At 35.8% G+C, this 17378-nt stretch carries 15 protein-coding genes and 1 tRNA gene; 5 read left to right on the forward strand and 11 right to left on the reverse strand.

Annotated features, from left to right (window positions below; translation table 11 throughout):
- Positions 1–128: 128 nt before the first annotated feature.
- The 4 genes from C0Z22_RS01120 (at position 129) to C0Z22_RS01135 (ending at position 5189) form a co-directional block, all read left to right on the forward strand.
- Complete coding sequence (locus C0Z22_RS01120; RefSeq protein WP_021266245.1) at positions 129–740, forward strand: ATP-dependent Clp protease proteolytic subunit; 612 nt, start codon at positions 129–131, stop codon at positions 738–740.
- A 40-nt stretch (positions 741–780) separates the two neighbouring features.
- On the forward strand, positions 781–2091 hold the full coding sequence (clpX, locus tag C0Z22_RS01125) for an ATP-dependent Clp protease ATP-binding subunit ClpX (RefSeq protein ID WP_103216489.1): 1311 nt from the start codon (positions 781–783) through the stop codon (positions 2089–2091).
- A 336-nt stretch (positions 2092–2427) separates the two neighbouring features.
- Positions 2428–4836 (forward strand): endopeptidase La, encoded by a 2409-nt coding sequence (gene lon, locus C0Z22_RS01130; RefSeq protein WP_103216490.1) that lies wholly within the window; start codon positions 2428–2430, stop codon positions 4834–4836.
- 128 nt (positions 4837–4964) lie between these two features.
- Complete coding sequence (locus C0Z22_RS01135) at positions 4965–5189, forward strand: hypothetical protein (protein WP_103216491.1); 225 nt, start codon at positions 4965–4967, stop codon at positions 5187–5189.
- 25 nt (positions 5190–5214) lie between these two features.
- Here C0Z22_RS01135 and asnB read toward each other — a convergent pair whose 3' ends face one another.
- Complete coding sequence (gene asnB / locus C0Z22_RS01140) at positions 5215–6795, reverse strand: asparagine synthase B (RefSeq protein ID WP_103216492.1); 1581 nt, start codon at positions 6793–6795, stop codon at positions 5215–5217.
- 128 nt (positions 6796–6923) lie between these two features.
- Here asnB and C0Z22_RS01145 point away from each other — a divergent pair, with 128 nt between their 5' ends.
- Positions 6924–7385, forward strand: a complete 462-nt coding sequence (locus tag C0Z22_RS01145) for an Lrp/AsnC ligand binding domain-containing protein (RefSeq protein ID WP_103216493.1) — start codon at positions 6924–6926, stop codon at positions 7383–7385.
- Here C0Z22_RS01145 and C0Z22_RS01150 read toward each other — a convergent pair.
- The 10 genes from C0Z22_RS01150 to C0Z22_RS01195 form a co-directional block, all read right to left on the reverse strand.
- Positions 7382–8176 carry a sulfite exporter TauE/SafE family protein gene (locus C0Z22_RS01150; protein ID WP_103216494.1) on the reverse strand — a complete coding sequence of 265 codons (795 nt, stop codon included), beginning with the start codon at positions 8174–8176 and terminating at the stop codon, positions 7382–7384. The genes C0Z22_RS01145 and C0Z22_RS01150 overlap by 4 nt on opposite strands.
- An 854-nt stretch (positions 8177–9030) precedes the next feature.
- Positions 9031–9099 (reverse strand): CRISPR-associated protein Cas5, encoded by a 69-nt coding sequence (gene cas5 / locus C0Z22_RS16350; protein WP_146037776.1) that lies wholly within the window; start codon positions 9097–9099, stop codon positions 9031–9033.
- Positions 9100–11843: 2744 nt separating this feature from the next.
- A complete protein-coding gene (locus C0Z22_RS01160) occupies positions 11844–12425 on the reverse strand; it encodes a hypothetical protein (RefSeq protein ID WP_233189676.1) in 582 nt (193 codons plus the stop codon).
- A gap of 9 nt (positions 12426–12434) precedes the next feature.
- On the reverse strand, positions 12435–13238 hold the full coding sequence (locus C0Z22_RS01165) for a hypothetical protein (protein WP_103216497.1): 804 nt from the start codon (positions 13236–13238) through the stop codon (positions 12435–12437).
- 154 nt (positions 13239–13392) lie between these two features.
- Positions 13393–13887 carry a hypothetical protein gene (locus C0Z22_RS01170; RefSeq protein WP_103216498.1) on the reverse strand — a complete coding sequence of 165 codons (495 nt, stop codon included), beginning with the start codon at positions 13885–13887 and terminating at the stop codon, positions 13393–13395.
- 255 nt (positions 13888–14142) lie between these two features.
- The gene (locus C0Z22_RS01175) at positions 14143–14703 is read right to left on the reverse strand and encodes a hypothetical protein (protein ID WP_146037745.1); all 561 of its coding nucleotides are present in this window, start codon (positions 14701–14703) and stop codon (positions 14143–14145) included.
- 8 nt (positions 14704–14711) lie between these two features.
- Positions 14712–15497, reverse strand: coding sequence for a hypothetical protein (locus C0Z22_RS01180; RefSeq protein WP_146037746.1), 786 nt, complete (start codon positions 15495–15497; stop codon positions 14712–14714).
- Positions 15498–15594: 97 nt separating this feature from the next.
- The gene (locus tag C0Z22_RS01185) at positions 15595–16095 is read right to left on the reverse strand and encodes a hypothetical protein (protein WP_103216501.1); all 501 of its coding nucleotides are present in this window, start codon (positions 16093–16095) and stop codon (positions 15595–15597) included.
- A 241-nt stretch (positions 16096–16336) separates the two neighbouring features.
- Positions 16337–16831: a hypothetical protein gene (locus C0Z22_RS01190; protein ID WP_146037747.1), complete on the reverse strand. Its 495-nt coding sequence runs from the start codon at positions 16829–16831 to the stop codon at positions 16337–16339.
- Positions 16832–17173: 342 nt separating this feature from the next.
- Positions 17174–17249 (reverse strand) — tRNA-Val (locus tag C0Z22_RS01195).
- Between the last annotated feature and the right edge of the window lie 129 nt (positions 17250–17378).

A 17378-nucleotide genomic window follows, 5' to 3' on the forward strand; every position in this document is an offset into this window, starting at 1 on the left:
CTTAAGCTGGAATTTAATCAGAAAATCGCAAATATTTATCTAAAGAAATAGTCCCAACCCACCGAAATGCTGAATGCATTAGACAAATTAATTGGAAAAGAGTCCAAATATATATCTAGGGAGAAAAAATGATGGATCCAAAGGCACATATACCTAACCCAATTGTTATTGAGCAAACGGCAAGAGGTGAGAGACAATACGACATTTATTCAAGACTACTTCTTGATCGAATTGTATTCTTAGGTACACAAGTTAATGATACAGTTGCCAACCTACTTATTGCTCAGATGATGTTTCTAGAGCAGAGTAACCCAGAAGATCCAATCCATTTCTATATCAATTCACCAGGTGGAAGCGTTTATGCTGGACTTGGTATTTACGATATTATGCAACACGTATCTTGCCCAGTTTATACTTACTGTGTAGGGCTTGCTGCTTCAATGGGATCACTTCTTCTTACTGCTGGAGAGAAGGGACACCGTTACTCACTTCCACACTCTCGTATTATGATTCACCAACCACTAGGTGGAGCTCAAGGGCAGTGTTCTGATATTCAGATTCAGGCAAATGAAATCCAAACACTAAAAGACCAACTAAATGGTATCTATATTAAGCACTCGTCAGTTGATATGACGATGGAAAAAATTGTTGCAGCAACTGACCGCGACAATTACCTATCTCCACAAGATGCAATTGAGCTAGGTATTATTGATGGTGTTATTGAATCAAATAAGAAGTAAGATATAATTCTATTTTAGAATTAAAACTAAAGGACAATGAATGACTAAAAAAGATGGATCATACAATAGTTCACTTTCTTGTAACTTCTGTGGGAAATCTCAAAAAGAAGTTAAAAAGCTAATTGCAGGACCTGGTGTTTATATCTGTGATGAGTGTATTGAATTGTGTAATGAAATCATTTACGAAGATACGGTTAAGTCTGTTTCTAAAGCCGCTCTTGATAATGTTCCAAAGCCACACGAGATTAAGCTACACCTTGACCAATATGTAATTGGACAAGATCGTGCAAAAAAGATTATCTCTGTAGCCGTTCATAATCACTATAAGAGAATTGCTCACGGTGATACGAAAAGAAAAGACGACTCAGTAGAACTTGCAAAGTCGAATATTCTACTTGCTGGTCCAACTGGTTCTGGTAAAACTCTTATCGCTCAATCACTAGCAAAGTTTCTAAACGTACCATTTGCTATTGCTGATGCAACTTCACTTACTGAAGCTGGTTACGTAGGGGAAGACGTTGAGAATATTATTCTTAACCTTCTTCAAGCATGTGACTACGATGTAGAAAGAGCAGAGCGTGGAATTGTTTATATTGACGAAATCGATAAGATTGCACGTAAGTCTGAAAACCCATCAATCACTAGAGACGTATCTGGTGAAGGTGTTCAGCAAGCACTACTTAAGCTCGTTGAAGGGACTGTCGCATCTGTTCCACCTAAAGGTGGACGTAAGCACCCTCAACAAGAGTTCATCCAAGTTAACACGAAAAATATCCTTTTCGTTGTAGCTGGTGCATTCGTAGGTCTTGATAAGATTATTGAAAAACGTATGACGAAGAGACCAATGGGGCTTGTTGCAAAACAAACTGTTGAAGCCGAAGAATCAGTAATTCAAAAGCTTGGTGGTATTGAAGCAGAAGACTTAACAAAGTTTGGTCTTATTCCTGAATTCATTGGACGTCTTCCTGTAAACGCACTTCTTGAAGAGCTAGATGAAGAAGCACTTGTTTCAATTCTAACTGAACCAAAGAATGCGATTACTAAGCAATATCAAAAACTATTTGAATTTGATGGAATCGAACTAGAATTCGAAGAAGAAGCACTGAAAGCAATTGCTCAAACAGCTCTTACGAGAAAAACTGGTGCGCGTGGACTTCGTGCCATCATCGAGCAAACAATGCTTGAAGTAATGTATGATGTTCCAGCAAATGATAAGGCCAATAAAGTTGTGATTACTGCTGCATCTATTGCAGGTAAGGAATCACCACGCGTTGAAGAGGGTCCAAGAAAAGACACGAAATCAACTGCTAGCTCAACTTTAGAAGCTAAGAAAGATATCGAATCAGCTTAATAGTTAATTATTTAAAAATTAATAAATAAGTAAAGAGGGCCAGGCATTTTGTCTGGCCCTTGTTCGTTTAAGCGGTGTAGAAATTACACTAGTTTTCAAATGTCAGAATATTTTAGCTAACCGGTCTTCTCTTGTCGGATAACTTAAGTGGTTGTAAATATAGGCCTATGCACTGTGAATTTATTGAGGGGCATAAGATTCCGACCAAAAAAAGTTTCAAAATATTTATAGGTTCTTGATACAATTTATAAAAGGGTTAGAGATTAGACATGAAGTCTTCCAATCTTTCCTTTTCCCAGAATTTTTTTGACAAGTATTAATAGTGCAGGAGGTGCTATGTCAGACAAGAAGTCAACTGAGTCGAAGAGCCTACCGTTACTTCCACTAAGAGACATGATTATTTTTCCACACATGGTTGTTCCACTATTTGTAGGAAGAGAGAAGTCAATCAACGCCCTTGAGGAAGCATCAAAAAATGGTAACGAGCTTTTTCTAGTTACGCAAAAGGATGCTAGTATCCTAAACCCAGATCGTGAAGATGTTTATAACGTAGGAACTGTTGTAAATATCATTCAAATGCTTAGGCTCCCAGATAATACTGTAAAGGTACTTATTGAAGGGAAGTACAGAGCAACAATCGAGGAATTTGAAGCAAGAACTGAAGGTTACTGGGCAGATGTAACTAAGTGTGTTCCAGCTGTTCCTGAACAAGTAAAAATTGAAGCAACAGTAAGATCAATCAAAAATGTATTTGAACAGTACGTGAAACTTAATAAGAGAATTCCACCAGAATTACTTATGAGCATTTCATCGATCACTGATCCATCAAGATTAGCTGATATTATCGTTGCACACCTTTCAATGAAGATTCCTGAAAAACAGGAAATTCTTGAAGCTGTAGATATTGAAGCACGTCTTCAACTTCTTCTTGAAAAAATGCAAGGAGAGATCGAGATCATTAACGTTGAGAGAAGAATCAGAACTCGCGTTAAGTCTCAAATGGAAAAGTCTCAGAAAGAGTACTACCTAAATGAGCAAATGAACGCTATTCAAAAAGAGCTTGGACAAAAAGATGAGAAATCTGAAGTTCAAGAAATGGAAGAGCGCCTAGCTAAGAAAGTAATGCCTGAAGAAGCTGTTACTAAGGTACAAAAAGAGATTAAGAAACTTAAGTCAATGTCTCCAATGTCAGCAGAATCTGCGGTTGTGAGAAACTATATTGACTGGATGCTTTCTCTACCATGGGGAGAGTATACAGAAGATAACAATGATGTAACTCATGCAAGAACTGTTCTTGATGATCATCACTTTGGAATGAAAGATGTTAAAGAAAGAATTCTTGAATATCTTGCGGTAAGAAGTCTTGTTGGTGCAGAAGGAAAGGGAACGATCCTTTGTTTAGCAGGTCCTCCAGGTGTTGGTAAGACATCAATTTGTCAGTCACTTGCAGAATCACTAGGTAGAAAGTTTGAAAGAGTTTCACTTGGTGGTGTAAGAGATGAATCTGAAATTCGCGGACACCGTCGTACTTACGTAGGTGCAATGCCAGGTAAAATCATCTCTGCACTTAAGAAAGCAGGAACATCAAATCCAGTTATTCTTTTAGATGAAATTGATAAAATGACATCTGATATGAGAGGGGATCCAGCAGCAGCAATGCTAGAAGTTCTAGATCCAGCTCAAAATAAAAACTTTGGTGATCACTATATTGAAGTTGAGTACGATCTATCAAAAGTAATGTTTGTTATGACTGCAAATGATCTAGGACAAATCCCTGGACCGCTTAGAGATAGAATGGAGATCATTAACCTTGCAGGTTATACTCCAATTGAAAAAACTCAGATCGCTAAGAAGTACCTTGCACCACGTGCATGGAAAGATAACGGACTTAAAGATTACGAATACACAATTACTGATAACACAATCATGGAAGTTGTTCGTGGTTATACAAAAGAAGCTGGTGTACGTGGGCTTGAAAGACAGTTCAATACAATTGCTAGAAAGATTGCTACAGACGTTGTTACGAAAGATGTTGAGAAAGGTAAGAAGTTCTCAATCACTTCGAAACTAGTTCAAAAGTATCTAGGTCCAGTTAAATTTGATGATAATGTAATTGAAGAACAACCAGAAGTAGGTTTAGTAAATGGTCTAGCTTATACTTCAGTTGGTGGCTGTCTTCTACATATCGAAGTTATTGCAGTTCCTGGTAAAGGTGGTATCCAAATCACTGGTAAGCTAGGTGAGGTTATGACTGAATCAGCGAAGGCAGCAATGAGCTACGTTCGTTCAATTTCAGGTCGCTTAGGAATTGATTCTGAGTGGTTTGATAAGCATGATATCCATATTCATGCACCAGAAGGAGCAACACCTAAAGATGGTCCTTCTGCGGGGATTACAATGGTTACAGCGATTACTTCAGCAATCTCTGGAATTCCTGTAAGGCAAGATGTTGCAATGACAGGTGAGGTGACAATTAGAGGACGTGTTCTTCCAATTGGTGGCCTAAAAGAGAAGATGCTAGCTGCTAAGCAAGCAGGAGTAAAAACAGTTGTTATTCCTGAAAAGAATAAGAAAGACCTTCTTGAGATTCCACCGGAAATCAAGCAAGGACTATCAATTCACCCTGTTTCACATGTTGAGGATGTACTAAAGCTTGCTCTAAATCTATCTGAGCCAGAAAAGTTCATGCAGCATGTAGGGCTGAAGGTTATTGACTCTGGGAAAGGGATGGAAGTAGCTAACTAAGCTGCTTGCCTCCTATTAAAAAAATTAATACTTGTTAAATTTGGCCCTGCTTATGCGGGGCCTTTTTTATTTCAAGAAGTTATAGAAATAGCGAAATATCGCGTATAATAGGTGGAATAGGAGTTGATATGAATAAGAAGCTTTTAATTATTATTTTTCTAGTGACCACTAGTAATGCTTTTAGCTTACCTAAGAATTTCGGTTATCGTTCTAGGTTAAAAGCTTGCCTTGATAAGTCAGTGAACTCAGCCTGTACTTATCAAGTAAAAGAAAAATCTATAAGTGGAGAGTGCCAAGAGGCAAAGAAAGGCGATCGATTAATTTGTGTTAGCTTAGAAAAACTTAATAAATAAAAAACACCTCTTTTGAGGTGTTTTTTTATTCTCCAGATGCACCATAGTTAGGTAAAACTCGAGCTGATGGATCATCAACCTGGCAGTTCTCCCATTCCTTATTAGGCATCCAAAAGTCTGTAATAAGGCCGCAAAGCCCTGGAAAGTGCCCTTCAAAGAGGTCACGATACATAAGAGACTCTTTCGTAAATGGAGTTGCATATGGGTATTTTTCACTCGCTTTTGATAGCTCTTCTTCACTATATTTTTCTTCAGCAAGCGCCTTAAGCCAATCAACCATATCGTGCCCAACAGCGTCTGAGAAGGCCGCTTTTTCACGCCATAGGATTTCATCAGGAAGGTAGCCACTGTGGTCAAATGCTTTTCTAAGAAGGTATTTACCCTCTCCTGACCAGTTCATTTTAAGCTCAGGAGCGATTCCCATGACGTACTCGATAAAGGCCTTATCACTGAAAGGAACACGGGCCTCAAGTGAGTGAGAACTAATCGAGCGATCAGCTCTTAAAACATCGTAAATATATAATTCGTGAACTCGTTTTTGTGCTTCTTTTTGAAACTCTAATGGGCTTGGTGCAAAGTCAGTATACTTATAGCCAAAGAGCTCATCACTAACTTCTCCTGTTAGGACAACCTTAACATCAGTTTTCTCTTTGATGTATTTACAAACTAGAGACATTCCCATTGATGCTCTAATTGTCGTGATATCCCATGTTTCAAGTTTGTGAACAAGTTCTCCAAGATGCTCAAAGGCTTCTTCTTTTGTAAAGATGACTTCGTGGTGCTCACTGCCAAGGTAGTCTGCAACAATTCGTGCATACTTTAAATCAATTGGGTTTGTGTCAATTCCAACGGCAAATGTTTTAATAGGTCGATCACTAAGTTTGGCCGCAATGGCACATACTAGTGACGAATCGAGTCCGCCTGAAAGAAGGAAACCTACTGGTGCATCTGCATCAAGGCGTTTCTTTACTCCTTCAACTAAGTGATCATGAATACCTTGATACACAAGTTCTAAATCTTCTTTTGCACGAGACTTAATTTTTCGAACATCAAAGTATGGTGTAAATTCACCATCAGCATAGTAGTGTCCTGGAGGAAAAGGTTTAATGTCCTTACATAGACCTTGTAGTGCTTTTACTTCACTAGCAAATGCTATCTTTCCATCTTCAAGGCCATATCCATAGAAGAGGGGACGGATACCAATTGGATCACGGCCAGCATAGAATTTACCATCTTGTTCAATTGCAAATGCAAACTCCCCATCAAGTGATGTGAGAAGCTTTTCAATGCCATACTCCTCAAATATTGGAATTATAACTTCGCAGTCTGAATCAGACTTAAAGTCATAGCGGTCAATATAGTCAGTTCTTAAAGTGCGGTGATTGTATATTTCTCCATTAGAAACAAGGTGTGTTTTAGATTTTGAGATAAAAGGTTGTGAGCCGGCTTCACTTAAGTCCATAATTGCAAGACGATGAAAGCCCATTGTTCCTTCCGATAACCTATGGATTGCTCTTTGATCTGGCCCTCGGTGAGAGATTAGATCAAATTTCTCTTCAAATTCTTTTTCTTCAACTTTTCCCGTAAATACACTAAATCCGCACATGAAAACCTCCATATTTTTAGTAATATTCGGCTTTTTTTAATAAATTCTCAATATTGAACATGTAAAACTATGAGTTATTTAATAAATACTATAAAATGGTGATAAATTGATAGTTTTAGAGGTGAGATATGGCCAATAATTATGAAATTGATAGTATTGATAAGAAGATAATCAAATTGATGGAAAAGGATGCCCGTATGCCATTTCTTGAAATGGCCAGGAAAATAGGGGTTTCCGGCGGTACAATTCATCAACGAGTTGAAAAACTGAGAGAGGCCGGTGTAATCGTCGGAAGTACAATTAAGGTCGATTATACAAAATTAGGACATAATGTAGTTGTTTTACTTGGCCTTCACCTAGTGAATGCACGTGATATTCACAAGGTTATTGAGAAGCTAGAGAAGATGGATGAAATCGTTGAAGCTTATTATACGACAGGGGATTATGCTCTAATTGTGAAGATCATCGTTAAGGATATAAATCATTTTCACGAGTTTCTTATCGGTAAGATTCAAATGATTAAAGAAATTCAATCAACAGAATCTTTCATTAGTTTAAAACAAGTGATTAACAAGAGCTTAAACGTTTAGTGACCTAAATAAGTCAATGTCTTCTTCAGGGCTATTCCGATTAAGAGAAGAGCAAAGAGCTTTTTTAGTATTGATTGGTTGGCAACACTTGATATTCTTGCTCCAAGCTTAGTAAAAAAGAAGCTTGCGATTGAGATCCCAAGGAAGGCCGGTAAGTAAACATAGCCAAGTGAGTATTGTGGAGTAGGTTTACTAAGACCGTTATAAATATAAAATGAAGTACTAAAAAGAGCGATCGGAACCCCAATTGAAGCCGAGATAGCAACTGCATTTTTCATTTGGTAGCCTCTCCAAGTTAGAAATGGAACACTTATCGTACCACCACCAATTCCAAGGATTGCTGATTTGAGACCAATAATAAAGCCAGTAAAGTTAAAAAGCATATTAGAAGTTTCTTTTGGCTCTTCCACTTTAGATTTATAAAAAATCATCTTTAATGAAACAAGATAAAGGTAGCAGATAAAGATGAGCTCAAGTGTTTGGGCCTCGACTATATTGACCAAATAAGCTCCAGTACTGATACCGACAACAATTGGTAAAATAAATCTCTTTGTTACATCAGTAAGTAGATTTCCCATATTATAGTGTCTAAGTGTTGAAGAGGCGGCAGTGATAACAATTGTCGCAAGCGATGTTCCTAGGGCCATATACATTCTAATATCTGGTGAGAAACCTTGTTTATGAAATAAGAATAAGAGAGTAGGGACAATAACAACTCCTCCTCCGATACCAAAAAGGCCAGAAAGAGTTCCAACAAATGCACCAACAAGTAAGTATAGTAAGAAAATCATGCTATCAATATGCACTCATATATTGGGTAAGACAAGAAGTATACTTGTTCATTATTGTCAGAGATTGAGGAGAAATTATTGATTCTTCGAAACATATTTTTACTTAGGTCTGCGTCAACGCAAAAGTTGCCACATGCTTATTTTAAAGGCTTTTAATGAGAAAATAGAGGTTAGTGAGGACCTTATGAATCTATTTAAAAGTAAAACTAAAAATAACCAATCTCAAATAAACTCTATTGTTGATATTAAAACAACACAGGCCAATTTAGATATTCAAGTTAGTGAAGAGAAGAAGCTAATTGGAGAGTATGAAGAGATTAATAAATCTCTAAGAAAAGAAGTTGAATTACAAAAGATAAAGCTTCAAAAAACTGAAGTAGAGCTTAAGAGATTACAGAGTGCTTTAACTGATGAGCACGCTGATAAGGAAATCCTAGAAAAGAGAATTGTAAAAATTCAACAATTGAATGATAACCAGGAATCGAACTTAAAAGAACTAGTTGAAGAGAAGCAACTCATTTTAAGTTCAATTGTTCAGTTGAAAAAGAAGATTACAGATCTTAATAAATCACATTCCTCAAACTTAGATGAACTTGGTCGCATTAGAGTAGAATTAGGTAATTTAAGAGGTGAAGAGCTTGCACTGAAGAATAAGGCATCAGTTATTAACGGTGATAAAGCCTATCATCTAGATTCTCGTACTCACTTGAAGGTGGAGATTGAAGAAGCTAATAAGCGTATTTCAAAATTAAGACAGTCCATTGAAGAAGATAGTAACACAATTAAAAAATGTGATATGAATATTTCAGAATTAGAATCAGAAAGAATAAAACTAGATACTGAAATTAGTAAGCTTATTGAAAAAACTCAAGAGGTTGTCGAAAAGAAGCATAAGGAAACTCAAAGACTAGAAGAATTATCAGTTAAAGTTAAAGACGTTCGACAAGATAAGCAAAATTTAGAAAAGGATTTAGAATTACAGATTCTTGATCTTAAAATGATCTCTTCTAAGCAAGCAAAGATAAATCAAGATATTATTGCAGTTGAAACTAATATTAAAAAGCTAGAAAGAGAATCTGAAACACTACGCACACAAGAGATGAGTGAGCTCGAGATAGTTGCTAGCCTCGAATCAGAAATAGCTTCTCGAGAAAAGAAGAAGCAAGAATTAATTCAGGATATTCAACTTCTTAAAATTGAATCACAAAACTTTAAAGATAAGATCGAAGAAAATACGACAAAGTCTGAGAAATTAGAAGCTCAGATAAGTGAGCTTAGAGAAAAAGAAAGTATTTCATTAATTGAAATAGATCGTCTTGATAGAGAGTATAAAAAAACTAAGAAAGAACATGATGCTGTTCTTACTCAATCTCTTGCGCTTGAAAAAAGTGTTCAAAATTATCAGAGCGAAGTTGACCGCTTAGATGCGAGTGTTGAAGAACTTTTAACTAAAAAACAAAAAGCAATTCTTAATAATGAAAATCGTGAGATGAAAATTATCACGCTTCAAAAACAAATTGAAGAGGGGAGTTCTCAATTAAGTGAGATTCGTCTTGAGATTCAAGAATTAAATGGACGTGATGTTGAAGCAAGACAAACTTTAATCGATCTTGGTCTAGAGCAAAAAAATGTAGAGTACCAAAAGCAAGTACTTCAAGATCAGGCCGATAATTTAAGAAAAAGTATTGAACTTTTAAATGTGAAAATTGAAAAGTCTCAAGCAGCATATGAGTTATTAAACTCTGACTGTGAAGCCCAAAATAATCTTATTAAAGAACTTGCTGATGATGAGAATTCATTAAGTGATACTAATAATGAATTACTTTTAAAAATTGGAAGTCTTAAAGGGCGTATTCAAATTGGTGAGAATCGAATTGAAGCCAAGGGACTTGAAATTGAAGAGCTCGCTAAAGAAAACCAACGCCTAAATAATATTTCAGAGAGTCTATGTGATAAATTGAATAAAACGGTAAGAATGATTGAGTCATTGGATTCGAAAATATCAACATTTGAAAGTCAGATTAAAGCGTTAGACTTTCAGATAAAAACTAATCAAACATCATACGACGATGCTCTATTGAAAATAAAAGAGATGGATGCCATAACTTTAGACCTTAAGGATAGTGTTATTCGTAAAACGGATAGACTTAAGGCCATCTCATCTTCACGAAAGAAATATGAGCGATTGGCCAATAAGAAAGTATCATTAGTAGAGAATATGAAAATTGAGTTGAGTGAACTTAATTCTGGTATCGAAACTGAAACGAATCTTTACAATAATGCCCTATCAAGAAAGAGAGAGCTTGATGATGAGCTATCTTCATTAAATTTGGAAGTATCTCAGAGACAAGAAAAATCTACTAAACTTCAAGCTGAAATCTCTTCGATAGATGCAATGATTGAAAGTGATGAAAAAACAATTAAGCAGTTAGAGAGTTCAATTGTTGACCAAGGCATAGTTTTAGATAGATTAGAAAAGTCTAGATTAAGTCTATTGGAACAACATAAAGACTTAAATAATCAGCAAATTGTAAGCAATGAGGAATTAACAAAAGTTGAAAATGATTGCTACTCTTTAAGAGTATCACTGTCTGATTTAGAAAAAGAAATTAATACAATTGAAGAGAATTTAGAATCAAATATCTTACGCAAAGTTCAACTAAGTGAGGAAGCAAAGAAACTTGAAAATGATACTCGAATTGCTAAAGCAGATATTGTAAAGCTTAACTCAGAAATCGAGCAAAGTGTTAATGAACTTAAGCTTGTTGAAGAAGAACATAAAGTAAAACAAGACATATTACAGAAAGAATTAGCTGAAAAAGAGCTTGTCACTAAAGAACACTCAACTCGTCAAAATAAGCTAAATGTAGCTAAAACACTTTTAGGTGAAGTTGAGAGTAAACTGAGTAGTGCTATATCTGAAAAAGAGATGCTTGAAGAGGGAATTGAGAACTCAACTAAGTTTAAAGGTGAACTGTTACTAAAGAAAGATCAATTGTCTGAGGAAATCTCTAAGATCCGAGATGCAAATAGAGAAAGTCGTAATACACTAACAGGTTTATCTCTAGAAATTTCAAGTCTTAAGAATGAGTGCAGCCAACTTGAGATCAGCTATAATGAAGAACTGGAGAAGTCTAAGTCGATTGTTAGTTCAATTGATATTCTTAGAAGTCAGGCGAGAGACTTAAAAACTAGACAATTAAATGAGCAACAACAGCTAGAGAATTTAAAAGAGAATATTAAGCCAGCTGTTGATGAATTGGCATATGTTGAAAGACAAGTTGAAGCAGGAAATCTTTTAAATAAATTAGAGATGGCCCTTACTCGTGTTGAATTTGATGCAAATCTATTTGCTGAAGATGATGCTTTGATTTTAATTCGTGATGAGAATATTCTTGTTAAAGTTGCTGCTTATATAGAATCACTACCATTTGTTTTCTCGAAAATTAATGAAGTTAAAATAAATGTAACTTCAGAAAATGCTATTGGAATTAGTACTCTTGGTGATCTTCGCTGTGATACGGAGCTAACAAAAGAATTGTTAAGAGATAATGTTAAAGGGAAGTTTAAGAAAGGACTTCGTTTTAAAATTTCTAATGGGCAAATAAAAGTAGAGATTCTTACTCAGGAAAAAAGCCTAGGCGCAAGGGCCTAGGCTTAACACACACTACTGACAATATGGGATGTCATATTTTTTTGTGAATATCTCTTTGTATTCTCTGTCACCGCGTCTTCCGTTGCGGCTAACTTCTTTTTTAAGAGCGATCTCTGGAGTAGGATTTTGCCTATGAACAGTCTTTACCATTCGACAGTTTCTATCCTTGCGCCCGTAACAGATCTTCTCTTCTTTTTCGACTTCTAGAGGGTAAGTTAGAATTTCTTTTCCTACAACGATATCTTTATAGCGATCAGACTCTTTACTTCCACCAAGCCAAACTCTTTTATAAACTGGATACTTTGAAATCGATTGAATTTGATCATTGTTAATACAAACATCGAATACAGAAATATTTCTTCCTACATAAGCAATATCTCCATATAACTCTAGATCGTAGTTTTTCTTAACGTACTTTCTAATCGTTTTCCAGTCGTATTGTTTTAAATCTTTTAAATCATCAACTCCGCCAACAATTCCACCTGTACCAGCATCAACGCCACCATTATTTCCAGTAAATGCGCTAATTCCGCCTGTTCCTGCGAATGCATTAATTGCAAGGGCCAGAAATAATATAGTCATTATTGATTTCATTATAAAACCTTATTCCTTTCTCATTGTGTCTGTGGCCATGAAAGTGAATGTTTTTATATCACCTAACATGCCTTCTTTTTTTGTTACTTCAATCTTCTTGTAAAAAGCTTCTTGATCGATTTTTAACCATGCACGATATCCTTCAGGACTTAGTCCTTCTGCATAGAATGCAATAAGGTTCTTTTCTGCAAGATCGACATCTTGAGTTTTCACATATTTTTCAACTAAATTAAGTCCAAGTCTTTTTACAAGTTTCGGAGAGAATTCAATTTGTTTGTCACCAGTAGTGAACATATTTGTCTTTGTAAGCTTGAGAACGCCAAGGTCTAACATACGATCTGCAGTTTCAGCTCCACTTAAGCCATAACGATATTGAATATATTCGCTAGTTATAGGAGACATCGAGGCCAGACAATAGATCTCAGCAAAAACTTTATCGTAAAGCATTTCCTTGTTAGCTTCTTCACTATATTCAAGTTTTCCTGCTGTTGAAGTAGGAGATTTCTTTTGAATTTCGTTAGCAACTTTTTCAGGAAGGTTCTTTAAGAGAAGGCCACCATTTGGACTATCAACTAAGCATGAATAAAGTCTTACAAGAGTTTGATAACCAGGTCTATTTTCTTGGGCCAAAAGACGCTTAAGTGTTCTTTGGTGAATACCAGATTTTTCAGAAAGTTTACGAAGACCAATAGATTCACTTCTAAATTGCTTTAGATGCGATTCTAAATCTAGAGCTACTTGCTCTTTGAGACCAAGTGTAGGGGATGCCTTCTTTGGTAACTCATTGATTATATTGGAGTTCTCTTCTCTCATTATGCCTCAGTATTTTTTGGCGAGTTTAGCACTATTCATAATTTTATGCAGTTAAGCAGTAAAAATTACAAAGGCCGAAGCAATGCCTCGGCCAATCGTTCTATAAAGTAAGCGTCCCTTAGGGAAAGACGCTTACCAAGTCCCTGGCTTATAATTAGTTACAAGCTGGGATTTCGAAAGTTTTTGAGAAAAGCTCAACTTTCTTGTCATCTCTGTCACGTCCCGCAACACGAGTGATTTTTGAAACAGTGATATCTCTAACAACTTGTTGAGTTTCAGTTGAAGTAACTGTTTTACAGTTTCTGTCTTCTTTACCACGACATACTTTTCTTGTTACTTCTCTTGAGATTGGGAATGATAGGTACTCGTAACCAACTACGATATCTTCGTATCTGTCACTTTCTTTGCTTCCACCGATCCACTTTCTTTCGTAGATTGGGTACTGGCTTAGTGTATTGAAGTTATCACCGTCAACACATACATCAAATGCTGTAACGATACGACCAACAAATACTGAGTATCCTGAAGAGATTTCTAGGCTTGGGTTAGCTTTTACTTCAGCTCTGATTGTATCCCATGAATCATTTGCAGATAGTGCAAAAGATGAAACGCTTAGTAGTGCAGCAGCAAGTGCGATAATTTTTTTCATAAATTCCTCCGTTTGTTTGTTATCAAAAAATTGATTTATCAATTTCAATACTTTTTTATGTTGTTTTGATGGAATGAAATTAATTTGATTGATATGAGGTGACAATTTTTTCTAATTCACATGAGGATTTTGTCCGACATTGTCCAAATTAGTGGCCTTTGTCATGACAAATGGACAAATTTGTTGAGGTTTAGCAATCTCTTATAAAACAAGAAAGGCCGCATTAGCGGCCCTCTTATTTATTTAATCTGAATTTTACTGGCAATATGGAATGATGTATTCCTTGCTAAAAGAGTCTTGCTCGACCTCTCTTGGTCGATCACTATTTGGTTTATAGACAACTACTTTCTTTACTTTAACGTTTTTGATTGTCTCAGTAGATACATCTTTCATTACTTCACGACAGCGCTTACCATGGTTATTACATACCTTTTCGCGTGTTTTGTAGTTAATTGGATACGTTAGGTACTTGCTTCCTACTAGTTCAGTTTTAAAGCCATCTTTATCGGCTCCCATCTGATTTTTACCAACGTATTTTGTCTTATAGATAGGAAATTTTCTAGTTGTTTGAATTTCGTCTCCATTAATACATGTCTCAAAAGCGCTAACTGGTCTTGATACAAAAACAGTTGTTCCTTCAAGCTTAACGTCATCATTTCTCTTTGTGACATCGATAATTTTTTGCCACGAAGTTTGTGGTCCAAGCTTTGAGAAGTCGTCTTTAGTTGGTTTAGGGCCACCTGAAACACCTCCAACTCCTGCGTAAATCGAAAGAGTCGAAACTATTACTATAAATTTCTTAATATTGTTCTTCATATTATTTTTCATTTTTCATTCAAAGTGTCCGTTACCATAAAGGTAAAGGCCCTCTTTGTTCCTTTTGATTTGTCTTCATTTGCAATTGCAACTTTTTCTTCGAATGCCTTTGCATCTACTTGTAGCCATCGATCATAAGCTTCTTCACTTAAGCCTTCTGCAAAGAATGCGATGATATTTTCACCATATGATTCTGCATTCTGTACCTTACTATATTTTTCTACTAGTGATAGACCCATACGCTTTAGGGTCTTAGCACTAAAATTAGCTTGGTTTTCCCCTAAACTATAGTGACCACTCTTTGTGACTCTAAGGGCCTTCATTTCAAGCATCTTTTCCACTGTTAACATGCCACTCATTCCGTAACGATATTGAATTAATTCGTTAGTTATAGGTGCACATGCCGCCAGTATATAAATCTCTGCAAAAGTACGATCGTAACTCATTTGAGTTTCGATATCTTGGTGATACTGTATTTTTTCTGAGACTTTATTCGGATTACACTTTTCAATTTCCTTTCGAATAACATCTGGAACAAGATTTAAGAGGAGAGACTCGTTACTTGTGTTGTGAATGACTCGATAGATTTTATAAAGTGTTTGATATGTAGGCTTATTCTCTTTGGCCAGGATTCGATAGAGTGTTCTTTCACTAACTCCTGTTTTTTCAGATAAAAGACGAACTCCAATTTTTACGCTCTTATACTCATCTAGCTTTTTAGCTAGGTCTAAGCTTACTTGCTCAATAGGCCCAAGAGGCGCTTGAGATAGTTGTGGAGTGTTCATTTTATCCATAGATGGCTTGAATAGCATGAGTAGATGCCGTTATCTACTCATACTATAAAAAGTATAGCTTAAGTACCTTAGGGAAATACTTAAGCTATTGAATTTATTAGTTACAAGCTGGGATTACATATTCTTTAGAGAATAGTGTTTTCTCGATCGTACGATCGTTTTTACCAACGTTTCTTCTAACAACTTCTTTTACAGATACGTTCTTAACAAGATCTTGGTTTACAGTATAAGCAACTCTTTTACAGTTTTTGTCATCATTTCTACAAACTTCTTTGTATGAAGTGTAAGTAGTTGGGAAAGAAAGGATTTCGTAACCAACGATTACAGATGCATATCCATCTTCATCAGCTTCTGGGTGACCTTTACCAACTTTTACGATTTCGTAAATTGGGAATTCTCTAGTAGTAACAAATTGGTCACCATCTAGACATACGTCAAATGCGCTAACTGGACGTCCAACGAATACAGCTGTTCCAGTGAATGAAAGATCCCAATCAGCAGATACTTCAGCTTTGATTGTATCCCATGAATCGTTTGCAGATAGTGCAAAAGATGAAACGCTTAGTAGTGCAGCAGCAAGTGCGATAATTTTTTTCATAAATTCCTCCGGTTTATTAGACATTCAGTTTTAGTTTGAAGCCTTTAATTAATTAAGTTGTTTTGATGTAGAGGTTATATTTTTGATGAAATAAGATGTCTAAAAAACACAAAGGATATTTATTTTTTTTGTGACAACGGCAGTAGAAGTAGGGTTTTTAACTGTCATCCAAGGAGGATGTCAGTAGAAAATAAAAAAGGCCGAGCATAAACTCGGCCTCAAACTTTATATATACTTGAAATTATAGACAAGCTGGGATTTCGAAAGTTTTTGAGAAAAGCTCAACTTTCTTGTCATCTCTGTCACGTCCCGCAACACGAGTGATTTTTGAAACAGTGATATCTCTAACAACTTGTTGAGTTTCAGTTGAAGTAACTGTTTTACAGTTTCTGTCTTCTTTACCACGACATACTTTTCTTGTTACTTCTCTTGAGATTGGGAAAGTTAGTGTTTCGTAACCAACTACGATGTCTTTATATCTGTCACCTTCTTTACTTCCACCGATCCACTTTCTTTCGTAAATTGGGTATTGGCTTAGTGTAACAAAGTTGTCACCGTCAACACATACATCAAACGCAGTTACGATACGACCAACAAATACTGAGTATCCTGAAGAGATTTCTAGGCTTGGGTTAGCTTTTACCTCAGCTCTGATTGTATCCCATGAATCGTTTGCAGATAGTGCAAAAGATGAAACGCTTAGTAGTGCAGCAGCAAGTGCGATAATTTTTTTCATAAATTCCTCCGTTAGTTTGTTATCAAAAATTGATTTATCAATTTCTATATTTTTTAGTTGTTTTGATGAGGAAAAATTAAAATAGTTATTATTGGCCGTAAATTTTTTCTCTGTTTGAATGTTATTTCGTTCGACAATGTCCAATTGTGACAAATTCTTTATGACAAATTGGCTCGAAAGAAGACAAATGGATTGTATTGAGTTTGTTTTTGTAAAAATACTAAGTCGATAGTAATTAGGTTATCTATTTTTCGAGGCTGAATATTTAAGGAAGAAAAAAGGCAAAAAAAAAGAACTCTGTAGAGTTCCGATTTTTTTCTTTTGAATGTACCACAAAAAAAGTGGTGGGCGATGACAGGATCGAACTGCCGACATCTACCTTGTAAGGGTAGCGCTCTCCCAGCTGAGCTAATCGCCCTCCGATTTGAAGTGGAGTTAGAATAAGGATTTCACTCTCACTTGTCAATACTAAAATTTAAAAAGTTTTAAAAAAAATTAATTTTTTTTGAAATATAAAGGCCTCTTATTTAGAGGCCTTTGTTTTTAT

The organism is Halobacteriovorax sp. DA5 (assembly GCF_002903145.1).
Lineage (GTDB): Bacteria > Bdellovibrionota > Bacteriovoracia > Bacteriovoracales > Bacteriovoracaceae > Halobacteriovorax_A.

Bases quoted from the DNA above. Each gene is read 5' to 3' on its own strand.
- C0Z22_RS01120 (WP_021266245.1), top strand. From the start codon at position 129: ATGATGGATCCAAAGGCACATATACCTAACCCAATTGTTATTGAGCAA.
- clpX (WP_103216489.1), top strand. From the start codon at position 781: ATGACTAAAAAAGATGGATCATACAATAGTTCACTTTCTTGTAACTTC.
- lon (WP_103216490.1), top strand. From the start codon at position 2,428: ATGTCAGACAAGAAGTCAACTGAGTCGAAGAGCCTACCGTTACTTCCA.
- C0Z22_RS01135 (WP_103216491.1), top strand. From the start codon at position 4,965: ATGAATAAGAAGCTTTTAATTATTATTTTTCTAGTGACCACTAGTAAT.
- asnB (WP_103216492.1), bottom strand. From the start codon at position 6,795: ATGTGCGGATTTAGTGTATTTACGGGAAAAGTTGAAGAAAAAGAATTT.
- C0Z22_RS01145 (WP_103216493.1), top strand. From the start codon at position 6,924: ATGGCCAATAATTATGAAATTGATAGTATTGATAAGAAGATAATCAAA.
- C0Z22_RS01150 (WP_103216494.1), bottom strand. From the start codon at position 8,176: ATGATTTTCTTACTATACTTACTTGTTGGTGCATTTGTTGGAACTCTT.
- C0Z22_RS01160 (WP_233189676.1), bottom strand. From the start codon at position 12,425: ATGAAATCAATAATGACTATATTATTTCTGGCCCTTGCAATTAATGCA.
- C0Z22_RS01165 (WP_103216497.1), bottom strand. From the start codon at position 13,238: ATGAGAGAAGAGAACTCCAATATAATCAATGAGTTACCAAAGAAGGCA.
- C0Z22_RS01170 (WP_103216498.1), bottom strand. From the start codon at position 13,887: ATGAAAAAAATTATCGCACTTGCTGCTGCACTACTAAGCGTTTCATCT.
- C0Z22_RS01175 (WP_146037745.1), bottom strand. From the start codon at position 14,703: ATGAAGAACAATATTAAGAAATTTATAGTAATAGTTTCGACTCTTTCG.
- C0Z22_RS01180 (WP_146037746.1), bottom strand. From the start codon at position 15,497: ATGGATAAAATGAACACTCCACAACTATCTCAAGCGCCTCTTGGGCCT.
- C0Z22_RS01185 (WP_103216501.1), bottom strand. From the start codon at position 16,095: ATGAAAAAAATTATCGCACTTGCTGCTGCACTACTAAGCGTTTCATCT.
- C0Z22_RS01190 (WP_146037747.1), bottom strand. From the start codon at position 16,831: ATGAAAAAAATTATCGCACTTGCTGCTGCACTACTAAGCGTTTCATCT.